At 71.4% G+C, this 18,838-nt stretch carries 15 protein-coding genes; 5 read left to right on the forward strand and 10 right to left on the reverse strand.

Annotation, left to right across the window (positions count from 1 at the left end; genetic code table 11):
• The first annotated feature begins 25 nt into the window (after window positions 1-25).
• On the forward strand, window positions 26-2,470 hold the full coding sequence (locus H9Y04_RS03545; RefSeq protein ID WP_187812163.1) for a [protein-PII] uridylyltransferase: 2,445 nt from the start codon (window positions 26-28) through the stop codon (window positions 2,468-2,470).
• A 124-nt stretch (window positions 2,471-2,594) separates the two neighbouring features.
• Window positions 2,595-4,151, forward strand: coding sequence for a signal recognition particle protein (gene ffh, locus H9Y04_RS03550; protein WP_187812164.1), 1,557 nt, complete (start codon window positions 2,595-2,597; stop codon window positions 4,149-4,151).
• A 1-nt stretch (window position 4,152) separates the two neighbouring features.
• On the opposite strand, the gene H9Y04_RS03555 is transcribed toward ffh, so the two are convergent.
• From H9Y04_RS03555 to yhfZ, 8 genes are all read right to left on the reverse strand, one after another.
• Window positions 4,153-5,385, reverse strand: a complete 1,233-nt coding sequence (locus tag H9Y04_RS03555) for a phosphopentomutase (protein WP_187812165.1) — start codon at window positions 5,383-5,385, stop codon at window positions 4,153-4,155.
• A complete protein-coding gene (locus tag H9Y04_RS03560) occupies window positions 5,382-6,557 on the reverse strand; it encodes an alanine racemase (RefSeq protein ID WP_187812166.1) in 1,176 nt (391 codons plus the stop codon). Before H9Y04_RS03560 ends, H9Y04_RS03555 begins: the two co-directional genes overlap by 4 nt.
• Before the next feature lie 6 nt (window positions 6,558-6,563).
• Window positions 6,564-7,778 carry an aminotransferase class V-fold PLP-dependent enzyme gene (locus H9Y04_RS03565; protein WP_187812167.1) on the reverse strand — a complete coding sequence of 405 codons (1,215 nt, stop codon included), beginning with the start codon at window positions 7,776-7,778 and terminating at the stop codon, window positions 6,564-6,566.
• Between the two features lies 1 nt (window position 7,779).
• A complete protein-coding gene (locus H9Y04_RS03570) occupies window positions 7,780-8,724 on the reverse strand; it encodes a phosphotriesterase family protein (RefSeq protein ID WP_187812168.1) in 945 nt (314 codons plus the stop codon).
• Between the two features lie 34 nt (window positions 8,725-8,758).
• Entirely contained in the window at window positions 8,759-10,039 is a 1,281-nt protein-coding gene (locus tag H9Y04_RS03575; protein WP_187812292.1) for a YhfT family protein, read from the reverse strand.
• Between the two features lie 148 nt (window positions 10,040-10,187).
• Window positions 10,188-10,544 (reverse strand): DUF2620 domain-containing protein, encoded by a 357-nt coding sequence (locus H9Y04_RS03580; protein ID WP_187812169.1) that lies wholly within the window; start codon window positions 10,542-10,544, stop codon window positions 10,188-10,190.
• Window positions 10,545-10,598: 54 nt separating this feature from the next.
• Window positions 10,599-10,976, reverse strand: a complete 378-nt coding sequence (locus tag H9Y04_RS03585; protein WP_187812170.1) for a PRD domain-containing protein — start codon at window positions 10,974-10,976, stop codon at window positions 10,599-10,601.
• A 93-nt stretch (window positions 10,977-11,069) separates the two neighbouring features.
• Window positions 11,070-12,011, reverse strand: a complete 942-nt coding sequence (yhfZ, locus tag H9Y04_RS03590) for a GntR family transcriptional regulator YhfZ (protein WP_187812171.1) — start codon at window positions 12,009-12,011, stop codon at window positions 11,070-11,072.
• 139 nt (window positions 12,012-12,150) lie between these two features.
• Here yhfZ and ftsH point away from each other — a divergent pair, with 139 nt between their 5' ends.
• Entirely contained in the window at window positions 12,151-14,076 is a 1,926-nt protein-coding gene (ftsH, locus tag H9Y04_RS03595; protein ID WP_308800853.1) for an ATP-dependent zinc metalloprotease FtsH, read from the forward strand.
• Window positions 14,077-14,107: 31 nt separating this feature from the next.
• On the opposite strand, the gene H9Y04_RS03600 is transcribed toward ftsH, so the two are convergent.
• Window positions 14,108-15,223, reverse strand: a complete 1,116-nt coding sequence (locus H9Y04_RS03600) for a carboxylate-amine ligase (protein ID WP_214660823.1) — start codon at window positions 15,221-15,223, stop codon at window positions 14,108-14,110.
• Between the two features lie 91 nt (window positions 15,224-15,314).
• The gene (locus tag H9Y04_RS03605; protein ID WP_187812174.1) at window positions 15,315-16,178 is read right to left on the reverse strand and encodes an SAM-dependent methyltransferase; all 864 of its coding nucleotides are present in this window, start codon (window positions 16,176-16,178) and stop codon (window positions 15,315-15,317) included.
• Window positions 16,179-16,423: 245 nt separating this feature from the next.
• Here H9Y04_RS03605 and proS point away from each other — a divergent pair, with 245 nt between their 5' ends.
• Together proS and H9Y04_RS03615 are read left to right on the forward strand one after the other, a co-directional pair.
• Window positions 16,424-17,839 carry a proline--tRNA ligase gene (gene proS, locus H9Y04_RS03610; RefSeq protein ID WP_187812175.1) on the forward strand — a complete coding sequence of 472 codons (1,416 nt, stop codon included), beginning with the start codon at window positions 16,424-16,426 and terminating at the stop codon, window positions 17,837-17,839.
• Window positions 17,840-18,098: 259 nt separating this feature from the next.
• A complete protein-coding gene (locus H9Y04_RS03615; protein WP_187812176.1) occupies window positions 18,099-18,692 on the forward strand; it encodes a hypothetical protein in 594 nt (197 codons plus the stop codon).
• Window positions 18,693-18,838 lie beyond the last annotated feature (146 nt).

An 18,838-nucleotide genomic window follows, 5' to 3' on the forward strand; every position in this document is an offset into this window, starting at 1 on the left:
AACTGAACAGGCAAGGAGCTGCTGGGTGACGACGACGGACACCGTGACGGAATCTCAGGGGGATTCGAATCCCAGCGGCTATGCGGCGGCCCGGCTGCGCCTCCTTCAGGGGGAGGCGCAGTCCGGGCCGCCGCGCCGTGCGTCGCTCGCGCGGCTCACGGACGACTGGCTCGCCGGTCTGTTCGCCGCACAGCCGCTGAAGGGGACGGCGCTGGTGGCGGTCGGCGGCTACGGGCGCGGGGAACTCTCCCCGCGCAGCGACCTCGACCTGCTGCTCCTGCACGACGGCAGCGCGGACGCGGGCGCGCTCGCCGCGCTCGCCGACCGCATCTGGTACCCCGTGTGGGACCTCGGGCTGGCGCTCGACCACTCGGTGCGTACGGCAGGTGAGGCGCGCAAGACGGCAGGCGAGGACCTCAAGGTCCAGCTCGGATTGCTCGACGCCCGGCACATCGCCGGTGATCTGGGGATCACGGCGGGGCTGCGGACCTCGGTGCTCGCCGACTGGCGCAACCAGGCGCCGCGCAGGCTGGGTGAGCTGCGGGAGCTGTGCGCCGAACGGGCCGCGCGGCAGGGCGAGTTGCAGTTCCTGCTCGAACCCGACCTCAAGGAAGCGCGCGGCGGGCTGCGCGACGCCACGGCGCTGCGGGCCGTCGCGGCGTCCTGGCTGGCCGACGCGCCGCGCGCCGGACTCGACGAGGCGCGCAGGCAGCTGCTCGACGTACGCGACGCGCTGCATCTCGTGACCGGGCGGGCCACGGATCGCCTCGCTCTGCAAGAGCAGGATCAAGTCGCTTCCGCACTCGGCCTGTTGGACGCCGACGCACTGCTGCGTCAGGTATACGAAGCGGCCAGGACCATCTCGTACGCGAGTGATGTCACCTGGCGCGAGGTGAGCCGGGTGCTGCGCTCGCGCAAGGCGAAGCCGCGGCTGCGCGCGATGCTCGGGTCGAAACCGGCGCCCGAGCGGAGCCCGCTGGCCGAGGGGGTCGTCGAGCAGGACGGGGAGGTCGTGCTCGCCCGGGTCGCGCGCCCCGACCGCGATCCGGTCCTGCCGCTGCGGGCCGCAGCCGCCGCGGCGCAGGCCGGACTGCCGCTCTCCCTGCATGCCGTACGGGCGTTGGCGGGCGCGACGCGCCCCTTGTCCACTCCGTGGCCGGCCGAGGCACGCGAGCAGTTCGTGACGCTGCTCGGAGCCGGGAGGCCGATGGTCGGTGTCTGGGAGGCGCTCGAGGCCGAGGGGCTGATCACCCGGCTCCTTCCCGACTGGGAGCGGGTGCGGTGCCGGCCGCAGCGCAATGCGGTGCACACCTGGACCGTGGACCGGCACCTGGTCGAGACCGCCGTCCAGGCGGCCGAGCTGACCCGCCGGGTGCACCGTCCCGACCTGCTGCTCGTGGCGGCCCTGCTGCACGACATCGGCAAGGGCTGGCCCGGCGACCACTCCGAGGCGGGCGAGGTCATCGCGCGGGACGTGGCCGCGCGGATCGGATTCGACCGTGCGGACGTCGAGGTCCTCTCGACGCTCGTACGGCATCACCTGCTCCTGGTGGACACCGCGACGCGGCGTGATCTGGACGACCCGGCCACGATCCGCTCGGTCGCCGAGGCCGTCGGTTCGGCCGGGGTGCTCGAACTGCTGCATGCGCTCACCGAGGCGGACGCGCTGGCCACCGGGCCCGCCGCGTGGTCCACATGGCGCGGGTCCCTGGTGGCCGACCTGGTGAAGCGCGTGGGGGCGCTGCTCGCCGGGGATCCGGTGCCGGATCCCGTGCAGGTGCCGAACACCGTGGAACAGGAGCGGCTCGCCCTGGAGGCGTTCCGTACCGGGGGCCCGGTGCTCTCGCTCCGTGCCCAGGTGGAGTCCGGCGCCTCCGACGAACCGGTCGGCGTCGAGCTGCTCGTCGCCGTGCCGGACCAGCCGGGGGTGCTGCCCGCGGTGGCGGGCGTCCTCGCGATGCACCGGCTCACCGTGCGTACGGCGGATCTGGGGGCGATCTCGCTGCCGGACGAAGTCGGCTCGGAGTCCACTTCAGGCGCGGTGCTGCTGCTCCAGTGGCGGGTCGCCGCCGAGTACGGCTCGCTGCCCGAGGCGGCCCGGCTGCGGGCCGATCTCGTACGGGCGCTCGACGGGTCTCTCGACATCGCGGCGCGGCTCGCGGAGCGTGACGCGGCCTATCCGCGGCGCCGCGGCGCGGTGGCACCGCCGGCCCGGGTGTCGGTCGCGGCCGCGGGCTCGCAGCTGGCGACGGTGATCGAGGTACGGGCCCAGGACGCGCCGGGGCTGCTGCACCGGATCGGGCGGGCGTTGGAGGGGGCCGGGGTCTCGGTGCGGTCGGCGCATGTGTCGACGCTGGGGTCGAACGCGGTGGACGCGTTCTATGTGACCGGCGTGGAAGGGGAACCCTTGTCGAGCGAGGATGCGGTGACGCTGACCAGGGTGGTGGAGCGGGCGCTCGCACCCAGCTGATCCGGCCCTTCCACCAGCACTCCGGAGATCGGACTCCGGCCGCCGGGACCGCTTGCTCCCGGCGCCGGATACCCTGGAGGGCGCACCATCCCGCCCGCCACCGACCCGAGGATTCGCGACCGCCGTGTTCGATACTCTCTCCGACCGCCTCGCAGCGACATTCAAGAACCTCCGCGGCAAGGGTCGCCTCAGCGAGGCGGACATCGACGCCACGGCACGGGAAATCCGTATCGCGCTGCTCGAGGCCGATGTCGCGCTGCCCGTCGTGCGCGCCTTCATCAAGCAGATCAAGGAGCGCGCCGCCGGCGCCGAGGTCTCGCAGGCGCTGAACCCCGCGCAGCAGGTCATCAAGATCGTCAACGAGGAGCTCATCGGCATCCTCGGCGGCGAGACCCGCCGGCTGCGCTTCGCCAAGTCCGGCCCGACCGTGATCATGCTCGCGGGTCTGCAGGGCGCCGGTAAGACGACGCTGGCCGGAAAGCTCGGCCACTGGCTGAAGGGGCAGGGCCACGCGCCGCTGCTCGTCGCCTGTGACCTGCAGCGCCCCAACGCCGTCAACCAGCTCAGCGTCGTCGCCGAGCGCGCGGGCGTGGGCATCTACGCCCCGCAGCCGGGCAATGGCGTCGGCGACCCGGTGCAGGTCGCGCAGGACTCGATCGAGTACGCGAAGACCAAGCAGTACGACGTGGTCATCGTCGACACCGCAGGACGCCTCGGTATCGACCAGGAACTGATGCAGCAGGCCGCGGACATCCGCGACGCGGTCAAGCCCGACGAGGTCCTGTTCGTCGTCGACGCGATGATCGGTCAGGACGCGGTCAACACCGCCGAGGCCTTCCGCGACGGCGTCGGCTTCGACGGTGTCGTGCTGTCGAAGCTCGACGGTGACGCCCGCGGTGGTGCCGCGCTGTCGATCGCGCACGTGACCGGCCGCCAGATCATGTTCGCCTCCAACGGCGAGAAGCTGGACGACTTCGACGCGTTCCACCCGGACCGCATGGCGTCCCGCATCCTCGGCATGGGCGACATGCTCAGCCTGATCGAGAAGGCCGAGCAGACCTTCTCGCAGGCCGAGGCCGAGAAGATGGCCGCCAAGCTGCAGAGCGCCAAGGGCGGCAAGGACTTCACGCTCGACGACTTCCTGGCTCAGATGGAGCAGGTCAGGAAGATGGGCTCGATCTCCAAGCTGCTCGGCATGCTGCCGGGCATGGGCCAGATCAAGGACCAGATCAACAACATCGACGAGCGCGATGTGGACCGTACGGCGGCCATCATCAAGTCGATGACCCCGGCCGAGCGCGCGGACGCCACGATCATCAACGGCTCGCGCCGTGCGCGTATCGCCAAGGGTTCCGGTGTCGAGGTCAGCGCGGTCAAGAACCTCGTCGAGCGGTTCTTCGAGGCGCGCAAGATGATGTCGCGCATGGCGCAGGGCGGCGGCATGCCGGGTATGCCCGGGATGCCGGGCATGGGCGGCGGCCCCGGCCGGCAGAAGAAGCAGCAGAAGCAGGCCAAGGGCAAGCGGAAGTCGGGCAACCCGATGAAGCGGAAGGCCGAGGAGCAGGCGGCGCAGGCCAAGCGGGAGCAGGCCGCGCAGGGTGGGAACGCGTTCGGCCTGCCCTCCGGTCAGCAGGGCAAGGACTTCGAACTCCCGGATGAGTTCAAGAAGTTCATGGGCTGATTCAGCCCCTGCGGCACTTGAGCAGATCCGAGCGAAGCTCGGATGCGGGGGGCTGGGGGCGTAGCACGGACGCGTCCAGCCCCAGGGACGCCGCCGCCATGGCGCCGACGTCCGCCAACGATCCCGCGTCCGGGAGGAGTTCCAGCGCCGTGGCCTCCGGGCGGTGGATCAGGACCGGGACGTATTCGCGGGTGTGGTAGGCGTGGCCGATGGTCGGGTCGTTGCCGTGGTCGCCTGTCACGATCAGGCGGTCGCCCGGCTCGCGGAGCTCGGAGAGGAGCTCCAGGAGGCCTGTGTCCACCTGTTCGAGGATCTCGCCGTAGCGGCGTACGTCCTGCTGATGGCCGGCCAGGTCCGTCTCCTGGACGTTGGCCACCACGAGGCCGGGCCGGCGGGCCGCCTCCAGGGTGTGGGCCAGGACATCCGCGGTCGGCACGGCGGGGCGCCGTACCGCCTCGGCGCACTCCAGGATGTCCGCCGCCTTGCCGACCAGCGTGACCGGGATCCCGGCCGCGGCCGCGAGCGAGGGCAGCTGGCGGGTGTGGTCCAACTCCGCTCCCAGGTGCTGCACTTGGAGCCCGCCGCCGCGGTAGAACCCGCTCGCCGGAGTGTCGAGGCCGACGGTGCCCGCGTCCCCGTCCCGTACGTACGAGGAGAGCGGCGCCGGGGCGTGGCCGCCGACCACGATGACACGGGCGACCGGGGCGACCGCCCGTACCGTACGGGCGATGGAGAGGATCCGGTCGAAGGGGAGGTCCTCGAGGCGGCCGGAGGTGTTCCAGTTGATGCCGGGGTCGGCTTCGAGGTTGTCGTGGACGAGGACGGTGCCGTCGACCACCAACAGGGGCTTGCCGCCGAGGAGTTCGACCCGGTGGCCCGCCGTACGAAGCGTCGCGGCCACCTCGTCCAGATGCTCCGCGAGCCGCGCCACCGTGACCCTGCTGAAGTCGGCGCCCATCATCGTCTGGTGCCCGGCGAAGGTGTCCGCCCCCGGGTAGCCGAGGGCCGCGCGCCCCGCCGCGACGGGCAGCGGTGTGCTGGGGGGCAGGGCGGCGTGCGGGTGGACGAGTCCGAGGCCCAGCCTGCCGAGTGCGGGCAGGCGCAGGGCGCGGCCGCAGTGGTCGAGCACATGACCGCAGGTGTCGGCGGCCAGATCGCCGGGGCGCAGCGCGCCCGCGTCGGGCATCGCGCCCACGCCGAAGCCGTCGATGACGACGACGACCGTACGGTTCATCGGGCAGTCACCTCCTGCTGCGGGCGGCCCAGCGCGTCGTACAGGCCGATGAGCCGTGGGCTGCCGGTGGAGAGGCCGGCGACGACGGCGACATTGCTGCGGGTCACGAAGATCTGGGTGCGGAAGGCGAGCAGCGCCGTGTCGCCCGCGCGCACCGCGGCGCCGGGCGCTGCCAGCAGCCGGTAGTAGTCGATGTTCTCGGCGGGGGCGTCGAGCACGGCGGCCCTCGTGCCCGTGCGCGGGAGCAGCGCCTCCTTGATGCCGGCGCGCGGGTAGAAGCCGCCGCCGTACACCGCGGGCCGGCCGTCGGCGAGGGTGTGGGCGACTTCGGTGACGTACACGTAGGCGGGGATCTCCGGCTGGCCAGGGTCGACCGCGTGCAGGGGAGTGGTGCCGGTCAGGGCGTGGCCCGGCTCGCCGTGCGTGGCGCCCATCGCGGCGAGCAGCGGCAGGGAGGCCACCGAGGTGGCGCTGGGGGCGCTGAGCTTGAGGCCGGTGTGGCCCCGGGCGGCCAGCAACTCGCGTGCCTTCAGGGCGAGTTCGAAGTTGGCGGTGGCCTGCGGGGCGCCGGTGCCGGGGTCGCACAGGACACACGGGAAGGCGGTCACGCCCGCGATCCGGATGCCGTCGAGCCGCTCGGCATCGGCTGCGAAGGCGTCCAGGGAGTCGAGCGGCACCCCGCCTTCCTGCCCGGGATATACGGCGCCCGGCGCACCCTCCAGACGGATCAGCACATCCTGGACAAAGCCGAGTGCGCGAGCCGCTTCGGATACGGCGCGGGCGTTGGCCAGGTCGAAGACCGTGACCGCCTCCGGGCGCCAGGTGAGCAGCTCGGGCAGCTGCCGGTGCGGGATCTGCACCAGATGGCCGAGGTTCCCGGCCTCGGCGCCCGCGGCGTGCAGGACGCGGGCCTCGGGCGGGTCGATGGCCGCGAACCTGGGGATGTGCCGGGCGACCGCCTTGATCAGCTCGGGGTTGCGCCCGAACTGCTTGACCACGAACCACAGCGTGAGCCCGAGCCGTTCGGCCTCGGCGGCGAGCAGCCGCGCGTTGGCCTCGACCGCGTCGAGGTCCATCACGTATGTGTCCGGGGGGATCGCGCCCGAGCGGTGCAGGCCGGCCGCCGTATCGGCCAGACCGGGATTGCGGGCGAGGAGGGTGTCGAGGAACACGGTCGTTCAGTCCTTGCTGTGGGGAGCGAAGGGCTCGGTGCCGGAGGGCTCGGTGCTGTGGGTTTCGGTGCTGTGGGTCTCGGCGCTGTGGGTCTCGGCGCTGTGGGGCGCGCTCGTCGGGCGCAGCTCGCGAAGTGCCTTGCGCAGGATGTCGATCACCAGGTCGGCGCCGGCCCGCATCGGATTGATCCGTACGGTCCAGTCGGCGAGTTCGGGTGCGTCGTCGAGGGAGGAGCTCGACATCCGGTAGAAGAGCGGGGCGATCTCGTAGCGCGAGTTGGAGCCCACCGGGTAGGGAGCGGCACCGAACTTCGCGGCCGCGGCCGGGAGTTCACGGGCCACCGGACGGTCGAGCCGGACGAGAAGGCAGCGGTCCTGCGCGTTGGCGATCCGCACCTCGGCCACGCCCTCGACCTCACCGGCCGCGAGCCGCCCGGCGACCTCGGCCCCGACCTGCGACTGCACCGACCACATCACCGGTACGTGGGTCAGGGCCCGCAGCGCGTCCAGCGCCTGGTGGCCCTGGACCTGGCCGCCGCCCGAGTAGTTGTCCGTGCGCACCCGCGCGACCACGTCCCGGGCGCCGACGACGACGCCCACGCCTTCAGGTCCGTGCAGCTTGAAGAGGGAGAAGCAGGAGGCGTCCGCGCCCAGCTCCACACCGGCTGCGGGGGTGCGCATGACCGCGTAGTTGTCGTCCACGATCGTGCGCACACCGGCGGCCCTGCAGGCCGCGAGCACCTCGCCGGGATCGTACGAGTCGCCCAGGCGCTGGCGGGTGTGCTGCACATAGGCCCAGGTGAACCGGCCGGACGCCAGCGCCTCGCGGAGCGCGCCGAGGTCGTTGAAGTCGGCCTCGACGGTCTCCATGCCCAGGCCGCGCAGGGTGACCTCGGTGCTCCGGTAGACGGGCGCGCTGTGGATGAGCAGCGGTCCGTGCGCGGTGGCCAGCGCGGCCCGGATCGCCCCGGTGCCCGCACCCTGCACGAGCGCGGCGTCCTCGGCGCCGAAGAACGCGGCGAGGACGGCCTCGACCCGTGCGGTCGTCCGCGGCCGACCGAGGCCCGGCACGACACCGGCGTCGGCGGCGAAGAGCTGTTCGCCCTCGAAGTGGGCGGCCGTGCACTCGAGCAGCCGGAACTGCCGGGCAATCGCGTCCTGGAGGGGGACGGTGGCCAGCGGGAAGGTCTCGGGGAGCTTTGCGCTGTGGGGGAGCTTCATCTCATATGTCCTCATGGGCAGCGCCGCCCGTCAGGAAGCGCACCGGATTGCGGCGCGTCATCAGATCGATCAGGTCCTCGTCGACCCCGGCGGCCCTGGCCTGCCCCAGGAACGTACGGAACAAGTGGCCGTACCCCGTGCCGCCTTCGGACTCCAGATAGCCGTGCCGCGAGATGTCGCAGCTGAGCAGCACCCGGTCGGCGTGCCCGGCCTCCAGCAGCCGCAGGAGCAGCCGGAGGCGGGCCGCATCGGGCTGATAGCTCTCCTTGCCGACGGTGTCGAAGGCCACGTAGGCGCCGCTCGCCGCCAACTCCCGGTGTACGGAGGGATCGTCGAGCAGATCCTGGTGGCCGACCGAGATCCGGTGCGGGGCGAGACCCGCACCCGTCAGGAGGTCGAGCTGGGCCGGACCGCCGCGCCCCAGCTGGGCGTGGGTGGCGACGGAGAGCCCGGTGGCCACGGCCGCCCTGGCCGCGGCGAGCAGGGAACGCGTCTCCGGCTCGCTCGGTTCGGCGCCGTGGCTGCCGACCTCCCCGATGACGCCCGGCCGTATGCCCGTGGTGCCGATCCTGCCGTCGATCTCGCGGATCAAGGTGTCCGCGAGCCGCTCCACGCTCGCGTCGCCGATCTCCGGTGGGTGGAAGGGCTCGTAGTACCAGCCGGTCGCCGCCACGACGGCGACCCCGGACTCCTTCGCCATCCGCGCCAGGGCTTCGACGTCGCGGCCCATGCCCCGACAGGTGAGCTCGACGACGAGCGAGAGGCCGAACTCCGCGCGCAGCGCCGCGAGTTCCCCGACGATCCGCGGCCCGTGCAGCTGCGGGTCGAGGACGGCGGCCCGGTCGCCGGAGCGGTCGAGATCGAGGGCCAGATGTTCGTGGGCGAGCACGGGACCGTGCACGTCGGTGGGGGAGAGGGGGCCGAGAACGGTCTGCAGGTGGTTCATGTCGTACGCCTAACGGGTGTTTTGGCGGGGCGGTTCACTTGACCGGGGTGAACAGGTCCATCCAGTACAGGAGGTTGAGCAGGATGCCGCCGATGATCACCGCGACCGGCGCGGCCGCCATCCGCACGACCGGGCGTCCCATGGCCTCGTTGAGCAGGTAGAGCCCGCCGCAGATGAGGATGCCGAGGCCGCCGCCCATCGCGTTGGCCGCCATCAGCGAGCCGAAGAGGATCGCGAGCCCGAGCGCCTCGCTGATCGCGCTGCGCAGATGCTCCGAGGAGTCACGGACGCTGGGCAGCCTGCCGAGGACCCTCCCGATGTACGACAGGGCGAGCACTTCGAGCGCGAAGACCGCGGCGCCGGCGAGCGCGGCCAGGAACGGGTTCGGCATCAGATAGCCGATGGGGTACGCGAGGGTGAAGCCCGCGATGCCGTACGCGCCCGAGGCGAGCGCGGTCGTCGCGATCAGCGGGACGAAGCCGAACACCCGGTAGAAGTCGACCTGCGCGGCCTCCGCGTACTGGCCCTTGGCGATCAGGAAGCTGGTCGCCTCGCCACCGCCGAAGATCTTCATCTGCGCCAGCACACAGACACCGGCGCCGAGCACCATGAACAGCGGCAGATGTCTGCGCAGCCGCGCCGCGCTCGCGCTGAACAGCGAGGCCATCGGGTCCTCGACCCCTTCGGGGAGTTCGTACGAGACTCCGGCGGCCCGGTCGGCCCTGCGCTGCTTGAGGTCCTTGTCGATGGCGAAGCCGATGAGGGCGAGGACGCCGACGGCCATGGCGATCGCGCCGGGGAACACCGAGGGCCAGAGCTTCATCGTCATGACCACCAGGGCCAGTTCGACGACACCGACGATGCCGCCGCGAAGGCGGCCGAACTGCTTGGTGACGGCGAGCACCGGGAACAGCGTGAACAGGAACAGGATCGGCGTCGACATCTGCTGCATCGCGTCGAGGAAGTCGACGGGCAGCTTCTTCGCCAGATCGTTCGCGCCGCCGAGCCCGTAGACCACGACCGCGCCCCAGCCCGCGCCGAGCAGCGGCGCCAGCCACTTCTTCGGCGACAGGAGGCCGAGGATGTCCGTGGGCAGGAAGAGCAGCCACGGGTTCAGGACCCCGGAGACCAGCGCCATCGGCGCACCCAGACCGAAGATGAACCCCGCCGAGAGGCCGAACGAGACCGCGGTGGTGGCGCTGCGGGTGGTGCGCTTCTGGATGAAGTCGAGCATGAAGGGCCGTACGCCGTCGTTGAAGACGGCGAGGGCCATATGCGAGACGTACGCCGTGAGGGCGCACAGCGCGATCACCATCAGCTGCTGTGACAGCGTGAAGTCCAGGTTGTTCGCGGCCAGTTGGAGCGTGTGCGGATCGCCGAGCGGGGCGGCGGGTGCGGCGGGGTTCACGGGGTCACTCCTTTGTGCCCTGGGTCCTTTGTGCCCTGGGTCCTTGTGGCGGGCGTCAGCCGCGTGCGGCTATGGCGCGGGCGATGACCGGCGCGACCTCGGCGATCTGGTCCATGGCGAAGCCGAAGACCTTCTTGCCGCTCGCGATCAGCGCGGTGACCTCGTCCTCGGAGGGGACGCTCCGGCCGAAGGTGTGGCAGGCGGCCTGGCCCATCAGACCGACGAGGACGCCCAGGGAGGCGCCGGCTCCGGTGTGGCAGGTGCCGAGGTAGAAGTCGGCCTGGTTGACGCGCAGCTTCATCGCGGCGTCCATGTCGCTGGAGACGACGACCTCGACGCCGTCGAGACCGAGGTTCCTGACCGTGTCCGCGACCTCGACCTTGCCGACGCCGCCGGTGAGGATCTTCGTCATGGTGCTGTCCTTCTTTCAGGGGGCCTTGAGGGGCTTTGAGGGGCCTTCAGGGGTTCAGGGGGTGGAGGTCTGCTGAGCCAGTACGGCCAGATGCAGGGCGAGGAAGTTGACCTCGGAGTCGGGGAGCCGGGCGCCCAGTGCGCCCGCGGCCCGTTCGGCGATCTCGCGGGCGCGGGCCACGGCCCCGGGATGCGCCGCGAGCTCGGCCCTCACCTGCTCGTCGGTGAGGAACTCCTCGATCGGCTCATCGGTCAGCAGCCGGGTGAGCGCCATCATCAGATGGCTCGTGAGCATGCCCGCGGTGTCATCGGTGACCGGTCGGCCCTCGGCTTCGAGCGCGGTCAGCTCGGCGGTCACGAAGTCGGCCACATCGGGCCGGACCTGACCGCTCTCACGGAACAGCCGGATACGGAGTGCGAGCTGCTCGTCCATGACCTTCCCTTCCTTCCGGCTTGGACAGTAACCAGGATTCTGGATTCTCAGGAGGGGCCTTGGTCCTGTCCGCGGCGGGTCTTTGTGGTGTCGTCAGTACGAGGGGATCCGCTCGCCCCTCAGCACTTCCTGCTGCAGGGCGGTGACGAGCGAGAGATCGAGACCGTCCCGTACGGCGTCCAGCGCGTGCGCGCCCTCGGAGCGCCCGACGATCGCGGCGGAGGAGTTGCGCAGGGAGAGCTCACGGGTGATCTCGTCGCCGAGCGGGAGCACGTCCACGAGGTCCTCGCCGAGCCGGTCCACCTCGTCGAGATTCCAGACCGTGGCGTCCACGCGGCCCTGCCGGAACAGATCGCGCAGCTGCATGTACGAGGCTTCGATCCACTCGATGTCCGGGCGCTGCGCGAAGGCCCGCTCGACGAGCATCGACTGGTCCTGCGAGGAGTGGTCGATCGCCACCCGGAGTCCTGGCCGGTTGGGCTGGACTCCCTGGCGTACGAGTATTCCGTGGGCCCCGACATAGCTGGCGGGGCCGAGATCGGCGACCAGCTCGACGGGCTCGCCGCCCTCGATCAGGCGGTCGGCGGCGAAGCGCGAGAGCACGACGAGGTCCACCTTCCGCTCGACCAACGCCGTGACCCGGTCGGTCGCACCCCGCATGAAGGTGATCGCGAAGGGCGCGCCGGCCTGCTCGAACGCGGTCCGCAGACCGGTCGCGAGACCTTCGTAGCGGCGCGAGTACGGCAGGGGCATCGCGGCGAGCAGCGTGCCCAGGCCCGACAGGCGCCAGAGTATGGCGCGGTCCGAGCGGACCAGGAACGTGCCGAGGTGGCCGCGGGCCTGGGTGGTGATGGCGCCCGATTCCTCCAGGAGGTGCAGCGCGGCCTGGACCGTGCCGTTGCCGACCTTCAGCTGCTCGGCGAAGTCGCGCACCCGGGGGAGCCGGGTGTCGGGCTCATGGCCGAGGAGCAGCACCGCCACCTGGCGGGCGGTGAGGCCGTTGCGGGTCAGGAAGCGCTCGTCGATGCCGTTCACGCAGCCGACAGTAACCAGGATCCTGGATACTGCACAAGGGGCGAGCGCCGGGATTTATGCACGACAGGGGCCGAGGGGGCGGGTGTCCATGTGCGGGCCCGGAATGCCGGAAATGCCCACCTCTCGAATAATGGCGAGCGTGACAGCCCCCAGCCCCGTGCCCCCGCGCGACCGCACCGACCAGCCGTGGCGCTCCGAGGGTGCACCGCCGCCGCCCCCGCCCAAGAAGAAGCTGTCCTGGCGCAGCCTGCTGTGGACGGCGCTCCTCGTCTATCTCCTGACCAACCTCGTCCTCGGCTTCTTCGGCGACGACAAGCCGAAGACGATCTCGTACACCGAGTTCAGCAGCCAGTTGAACGCCGGCAACGTCGAGAAGATCTACGCCAAGGGCGACCAGATCCAGGGCGATCTCAAGGCGGAGAAGCCGGTCCCGGACGGCGGCAAGGGCGACTACAAGGAGTTCATCACCCAGCGCCCGAGCTGGGCGGACGACCAGATCTGGGCCGAGCTGACCAAGCAGAAGGTCACGGTCACCGCGGAGCCGGTCTACAAGGAACCGAGCCTGCTCACCAACCTTCTTCTCTCCCTCCTGCCCATCCTTCTTCTCGTCGGCCTGTGGATGTTCATGGCCCGCCGGATGGCGGCCGGCATGGGCGGCGGCGCGGGCGGCATGCTGGGGCGCAAACAGCCGCCGAAACCGGTCGAGTTGGAGGCCGGCAAGCGCACCACGTTTGCCGATGTCGCGGGCATCGACGAGGTCGAGGGCGAGCTCAACGACGTGGTCGACTTCCTCAAGAACCCGGACGCCTACCGGAAGATGGGCGCCAAGATGCCCGGCGGCGTCCTGCTCGCCGGCCCGCCCGGCACCGGCAAGACCCTGCTCGCGCGGGCGGTCGCGGGCGAGGCGGAAGTCCCCTTCTTCTCCGCCTCCGCCTCCGAGTTCATCGAGATGATCGTCGGCGTCGGCGCCTCACGCGTACGCGAACTCTTCGCCGAGGCGCGGAAGGTGGCGCCCGCCATCATCTTCATCGACGAGATCGACACCATCGGCCGGGCCCGCGGCGGCGGCTCGGGCATGGGCGGCCACGACGAGCGCGAGCAGACCCTCAACCAGATCCTCACCGAGATGGACGGCTTCTCCGGCTCCGAGGGCGTCGTGGTCCTCGCGGCCACCAACCGCGCCGACATCCTCGACCCCGCGCTGACCCGGCCGGGACGCTTCGACCGCACGGTCACCGTCAGCCCGCCCGACCGCAAGGGACGCGAGGCCATCCTGGAGATCCACACCCGCGGGATCCCGCTCGCCCCGGACGTCGACCTCGCCCAGGTGGCCCGTACGACCCCGGGCATGACAGGCGCGGAACTGGCCAACCTCGCGAACGAGGCGGCCCTCCTCGCGGTCAAGCGCAAGCAGCCCCAGGTGAGCCAGTCCGACCTCTCCGACGCCTTGGAGAAGGTCCAGCTCGGCGCCGAGCGCCCGCTGGTGATGCCCGACGAGGAGCGCCGGCGCACCGCGTACCACGAGAGCGGACACGCTCTCCTCGGCATGCTGCAGCCGGGCGCGGACCCGGTCCGCAAGATCACCATCGTGCCGCGCGGCCGGGCCCTCGGTGTCACCCTGTCGACCCCGGACGCCGACAAGTACGCGTACACCGAGGAGTATCTGCGCGGCCGGATCATCGGCGCGCTCGGCGGCATGGCGGCCGAGTACGTCGTCTTCGACGAGATCACCACCGGCGCCGAGAACGACCTCGAACAGGTCACCAACATCGCCCGCGGCATGGTCGCCCGCTGGGGCATGAGCGAACGCGTCGGCCGCCTCTCGGCGGTGCCCAACGACGGCCAGAGCCCCTACGGCCTGACGGCGGCGCCCTCCACCCTCGACGCGATCGACAACGAGATGCGCCGCATCGTCGACGAGTGCTACGAGTCCGCCTGCCGCCAACTCCGCGACAACCGCGACAAGTTGGACGCCCTCTCCGAGGCGCTGCTCGCCAACGAGACCCTCGACGAGGCGGAGGCCTATCGCGCGGCCGGGATCACACGGCTGACCAAGGAGTCATGAGCGGCCGCCAGGAGCTGTAGGGGCGGCGCCGTCACCCGGCCCCGACCACCGCCGGGGCGGCCCCGCCCTCCGCGGTCGCCACCAGCAGGTCGTCCACCACCGCCGTGAGCCCGCGTGCCGCGGAGGCCCGCTGCCGGGCCGCACCGCCACCCGCCGTGAGGAGCTCCCGCAGCCAGTCCGAGGCCGGCGGCAGATCCTCCCCGAGATACGGTCCGAGCCGCGCGAACAGCTCGGTGAGTACGGTCCGTACGGGCCGCAGAGCGCCGGTGAGCGGATCGAGATGGTCGCCGTCGAGCCCGTCGCGTGCTGCTCGCCAGTACGCCACCCGCAGCAGCTCGGGCGAGGGCTCGGGCCCGCTGTCGCCCCGGTCGACCGCCGCGTCCGCCTCGCGCACCAACGCCCGTACCAGCGCCGCGATCAGCGCCGAGGTCGACGCGGACTGCGGTACGTCGGCGGCCCTGACCTCCAGGGTCGGCAGCGAGTGCGAAAGCCGGATGTCCCACCACAAGGTGCCCTCGTCCACCAGTGCTCCGGTGTCCAGGAGCCGGGCGACGGTCTCGTCGTAGTGGCGCGCGGAGCGGAAGTGCGGCGGCGGTCCCGCCACCGGCCAGCGCTGCAGCCCGACGCTGCGCCAGCTCGCGTATCCGGTGTCCCGGCCGCACCAGAAGGGCGAGTTGGCGGCGAGCGCGACAAGCAGCGGCAGCCGCGGCCGCAGATGATTGCTGAGCAGCACGGCCCGGTCCCGGTCCGGTGCGTGGACGTGCGCATGCATCGCGCAGACGGTCACCTCGTCGTGCAGCGCACGGAATGTGGCGTCGCCGCGCTGCTGCCGTTCGCCCTGGGTGATGGTCGCGGGCGCCACGTTTCCCCGTACGGGGGATCCGCTGGCCACGACGCCGGCCCCGGCCCGCGCGGCGGCTGCAGCCAACTCGCGCCGGGCATACGTGAGTTGATCGAGGATCTCCGTCGCCGGGCCGCACGGTGCGGTCCTCGTCTCCACCTGCATGTCGGTGAACTCGGGGCCGACGCGCTCGCCGAGCACCGGACTCGCCTCCGCGATCACCTGCCCGGCCCGCGCCGCCATCATCCTGGAGTCGGGATCGACGACGAGGAACTCCTCTTCCACCCCGAGGGAACGCTCCACCATGTCCGCCATGGTGCACACGCTCCCACGCCACCGCCCGGCGTGGCCGAGAGGTCCGCCGGGCGGGTGAAGGGGGACTGCGCCCGTTGACGGGTCAGCTCGTCCGTGCCACCAAGTAGCGGAAGACGTTCGCCATCCACACCGTCCCGTCCCGGCGCAGATGCGGGTGCAGGGCCTCGGTGAGCTCCTTGCGGACCTGGGCCGGGTCCGTCGCCCCGACCGCCGCGTCGAACAGACCCGTCGAAAGGAGTCCGCGCACCGCGCTGTCCATGTCCGCATAGCCGAACGGGCAGGCCACCCGCCCCGAGCCGTCCGGCTTGAGCCCGGCGCGCTGCGCCACGTCCTCCAGATCGTCGCGCTCCGAAGGACGCCAACTCCCCGTGGACCGCAGCGGATCCGCAAGCCGCGTCGCCACCCGCAGCACCGAGGACGTCGTGCACCGCTCGGGCGGCCCCCAGCCGGCGAGCACCACCGGCGAGCCGCGCTCCGCGAGCGGCGCCGCGCGCTCCAGGACGGGCGCGAGCCCTTCCGAATCCCCTGCCATGCAGCCGATCGGCTGGAACGCGGTGATCAGGTTGTACGGGGGACGCGCGACGTCCTCGGCCGCCTCGGGGCCGCCCGCCACGAGCCGTGCCTCGGGGGCCCGGTCGTCCCACGCTCCGTCGGGCAGCAGCCGTTCGCGGGCCAGGGCGAGCCGCTCGGGGCAGAGGTGCTCGACACCGGTGACCGAGGCGCCGCGCGTGGCCGCCATGAGAAGAGCGAGCCCGGATCCGCAGCCGAGGCCCAACAGCCGTGTGCCGGTGCCCACTTCGAGCCGTTCGTGGACCGCGTTGTAGAGCGGAACGAGCATCCGCTCCTGGATTTCCGCCCAGTCACGCGCGCGAATGAGGGCATCCGTCGCCCGGGGTGTGCTGGTGCCCGGGTGGGTCAGGTGCCGCTGCGCGAGCGTAGGTGTCATGAAGAGCGCCCCAATCGCCGAGAGAAGCCGAGAGTTTCGACGGTGACCTGGTGTGCCGGTGTGTTCGTGTCGTTCCGGACTGCCCGCCCCCGTACGGTGCGCCCGCACTCCCCCCGTATGCCAGACAACTCCCCATCCGCGCCCGCGTCCAGAGCGTGAAAGCAAAGCTTGGGTGCACCTCGCCCGACGCCGTACGGGGGAAATGAACTCCCTTCCTCCGCCGGCCCCGCCGTACCATGCGCGCCATGGCAAAAGCACCCATTCTCACGCCCCGGGCGGACGACTTCCCGCGCTGGTACCAGGACCTGATCAACAAGGCCGAGCTGGCCGACAACGGGCCGGTGCGCGGCACCATGGTCATCCGGCCGTACGGCTACGGCCTGTGGGAGCGGATGCAGCAGGAGATGGACGCGCGCATCAAGGAGGCGGGTGCACAGAACGCGTACTTCCCGCTCTTCATCCCGCAGTCGTATCTGACGCGGGAGGCCGAGCACGTCGAGGGCTTCGCCCCGGAGCTCGCGGTCGTCACGCACGGCGGCGGCAAGGAGCTGGAGGAGCCGGTGGTCGTCCGGCCGACCTCCGAGACGATCGTCAACGAGTACTTCTCGAAGTGGGTGCAGAGCTACCGGGACCTGCCGCTGCTCATCAACCAGTGGGCGAATGTGGTGCGTTGGGAGATGCGCCCGCGGGTCTTCCTGCGCACGACGGAGTTCCTGTGGCAGGAGGGCCACACCGCGCACGCCACGTACGAGGAGGCGCGTGACTATGCGGCGTACATCCACGAGAAGGTGTATGCCGACTTCATGGTGAACGTGCTCGGGATCGACGTCGTCCTCGGACGCAAGACCCCGAAGGAGCGCTTCGCGGGCGCCGTGAACACGCTGACCCTGGAAGGGATGATGGGCGACGGCAAGGCGCTGCAGATGGGCACGAGCCATGAGCTCGGCACCAACTTTGCCAAGGCCTTCGGCACCGAGTACCTCTCCAAGGACGGCAAGCAGGAGCTCGTCTGGCAGACGTCCTGGGGGTCCTCCACGCGCATGGTCGGTGGCCTGATCATGTCGCACGGCGACGACAACGGTCTGCGCGTCCCGCCGCGCCTCGCCCCGGTCCAGGCCGTCGTGCTCGCGATCAAGGGCGACGATGCGGTTCTGGCCAAGGTCCGCGAGCTCGGCGACCGCCTCAGGGCCGCCGGCATCCGGGTCCAGGTCGACGACCGTACAGACACTCCGTTCGGGCGGCGCGCGGTCGACTGGGAGCTGAAGGGCGTTCCGGTACGGATCGAGGTCGGGCCGCGCGATCTGGAGAACGGCACAGCGATGCTGGCCCGCCGCATCCCGGGCGGCAAGGAGCCGGTCGCGCTCGACGCACTGGCCGGTCTGCTGCCCGCGATCCTGGAGGAGGACCAGGCTCAGCTGCTGCGCGAGTCGCGCGAGCGCCGCGAGTCCCGCACGTCGGACGTCTCCACCGTCGCGGAGGCGGCGGATGTCGCCGCGGCCGGCGGCTGGGCCCGCATCCCCTGGTCCGTCCTGGGCGAGGCGGGCGAGGCCGAGCTCGCAGAGAAGTCCGTGACCGTACGGTGTCTGGTCGCCGAGGACGGCTCGGTGCCGCGGTCCGACGACGAGGCGGGCGCGCTGGCGATCGTGGCACGGGCCTACTGATGCGGAGCCTCCGCATCTAAAGAGGCGGAAAAGCCTCTTGCGTAACGGATGACAACTACCGCCCCGGCGCGTGTACTTGCCCTACGCGCCGGGGCGTACGCGCCGCTACGTACCCACTTAGTACGAGGTATGCGGCATCTCCGCAGATCAGCGCACCCGCCCTCGTCCTGGCGTATGAGCGGCAACTGACTGGTACGGGCAAATTATTTGGGATGCCCCGGAATAGGAACACCAAGGGGCCTTGGCTCGTTGTCACGACGTGAGCACGACACCACCTGTTCTCGCCGCAGAGCTGGCGCAGGCGTGGGCCGATATTCAACGGTTCCACCCCGAGCTGCCGGACCTTGCCGCGCCCGAATCCCTGATCGGGGAGTCCTCGTCCGCCTGTGGCGCCGAGCTCTCCTTCGAGCGTCTGCTGCACGAGGCCGTGCACGGCATCGCCGCGGCCCGCGGCGTCCGTGACACCTCCCGCGCGGGGCGCTACCACAACCGCCGCTTCCTCTCGATCGCCGAGGAGATGGGGCTCGACCACCCGGCAGAACCGCATGCGAGCAGCGGATTCTCCCTGGTCACGCTGAATCCGGAGGCGAGAAAGCGCTACCGGCCGACGATCGAACGGCTGCAGCGCGCCCTCAAGGCGCACACCGCCGCCACCTCGGCGGACACGGCCCGCTCCTTCCGCGGTCCGGCCGCGCGCCACGGCTCCTCGGGCGGCGGCGTCCGCGTCAAGGCGGTCTGCGACTGCGGCCGCAATGTGCGCGTCGTGCCCTCGGTCCTGGCCCAGGCCCCGATCGTGTGCGGCGGCTGCGGCAAGCCGTTCCGTATCCCGGAAGCGGTGGCGGCGGCGAGCTGAGGCAGGGCTCCGGGCGCCGGGGGAGCGACCTCCGGCGTCGCGGAGCGGCGCAGCAGCCTGCCCAGGCAAGGGGCACAAGGGCCGGGGACGACGCCCCCACTCCGTATGGCACAATGGCTAGCTGTACTCGACAGCCGCATAGGAAC

The organism is Streptomyces polyasparticus (assembly GCF_014493765.1).
GTDB lineage: Bacteria > Actinomycetota > Actinomycetes > Streptomycetales > Streptomycetaceae > Streptomyces > Streptomyces polyasparticus.

Excerpts from the sequence above, each read along its gene's own strand:
- H9Y04_RS03555 (WP_187812165.1), bottom strand. The coding sequence starts at position 5,385 with ATGAACCGTACGGTCGTCGTCGTCATCGACGGCTTCGGCGTGGGCGCG.
- H9Y04_RS03565 (WP_187812167.1), bottom strand. The coding sequence starts at position 7,778 with ATGAAGCTCCCCCACAGCGCAAAGCTCCCCGAGACCTTCCCGCTGGCC.
- H9Y04_RS03570 (WP_187812168.1), bottom strand. The coding sequence starts at position 8,724 with ATGAACCACCTGCAGACCGTTCTCGGCCCCCTCTCCCCCACCGACGTG.
- H9Y04_RS03575 (WP_187812292.1), bottom strand. The coding sequence starts at position 10,039 with ATGGTGATCGCGCTGTGCGCCCTCACGGCGTACGTCTCGCATATGGCC.
- H9Y04_RS03580 (WP_187812169.1), bottom strand. The coding sequence starts at position 10,544 with ATGACGAAGATCCTCACCGGCGGCGTCGGCAAGGTCGAGGTCGCGGAC.
- H9Y04_RS03585 (WP_187812170.1), bottom strand. The coding sequence starts at position 10,976 with ATGGACGAGCAGCTCGCACTCCGTATCCGGCTGTTCCGTGAGAGCGGT.
- H9Y04_RS03600 (WP_214660823.1), bottom strand. The coding sequence starts at position 15,223 with ATGGTGGAGCGTTCCCTCGGGGTGGAAGAGGAGTTCCTCGTCGTCGAT.
- H9Y04_RS03605 (WP_187812174.1), bottom strand. The coding sequence starts at position 16,178 with ATGACACCTACGCTCGCGCAGCGGCACCTGACCCACCCGGGCACCAGC.
- proS (WP_187812175.1), top strand. The coding sequence starts at position 16,424 with ATGGCAAAAGCACCCATTCTCACGCCCCGGGCGGACGACTTCCCGCGC.